Origin of the sequence: Thalassospira mesophila, from assembly GCF_002115755.1 — a bacterium.
Classification (GTDB): Bacteria; Pseudomonadota; Alphaproteobacteria; order Rhodospirillales; family Thalassospiraceae; genus Thalassospira; species Thalassospira mesophila.
In genome coordinates, this window is the sequence record NZ_JFKA01000055.1 from 1 (window position 1) to 777 (window position 777).

A 777-nucleotide genomic window follows, 5' to 3' on the forward strand; every position below is an offset into this window, starting at 1 on the left:
CGTCGCCTCGATGCCGTGGATGCGCTCTTCGGTGCGCGTCAGGATCAGGCCGTTGTTGAAGCTCTGCACATCGCCCAGCTTTGAGGTGGTGTAGAACAGCGCCAGCGACGCGGTCGTGTTGCCCACCCCGCCGCGCCAGCCCAGCTCGTAGTTGTTGGTCTTGACCGGCTGCAGGTCGGACGAGCCGATGTCGAAGCCCGGCCGCGCATTGCGCATCTGCACGCCGATGTCCGGCAGCTGGAAGCCCTGGCTGAAGTTGGCGTACAGCTCCTGGCCGCGGACCGGCGCGTAGGTCAGGCCGGCGTTGAACAGGAAGGCGTCGTAGCTGACCGAGCCGCCCTGCACCGAGGCCGGCGACGCCACCCGCGACTGCGACAGCGGCACGAAGTCGCCGAAGCGGGCCGTGGCGTACTCGTAGCGCGCCCCGCCCTGCACCGACCATTGCTCGTTGAAGCGGTGCTCCAGCTGGCCGAAGATGCCGGTGCTGCGCGAGGTCAGCTCGGGCATGTAGGTCAGGCGGCCGGTCTTGCGGAACACCCGGCCGCCGCTGGCGTCGTAGGCGGCGGCGTCGAACACGTCGATCGGCATGCCGCTGCGTTCCTGGTTGAAGTCCATGCCCCACAGCAGTTTCGACTGCTCGCCCAGCGGCGTGTCGATGGTGAGCCGGCTGCCGAACACCTTGCTGTTCTGCATGACCTGGTCGACGTTGCCGCCGCGCGTGACCACGGCGCGCGCGTCGAACGGCGTGAAGCGCGTGTAGTAGTCGCGGTAGTACAT

General features: G+C 68.0%; 1 protein-coding gene. It reads right to left on the reverse strand.

Annotation, left to right across the window (positions count from 1 at the left end; genetic code table 11):
- The coding region (locus TMES_RS21995; protein ID WP_143589780.1) for a TonB-dependent receptor domain-containing protein at window positions 1-777 on the reverse strand (777 nt) is incomplete at both ends.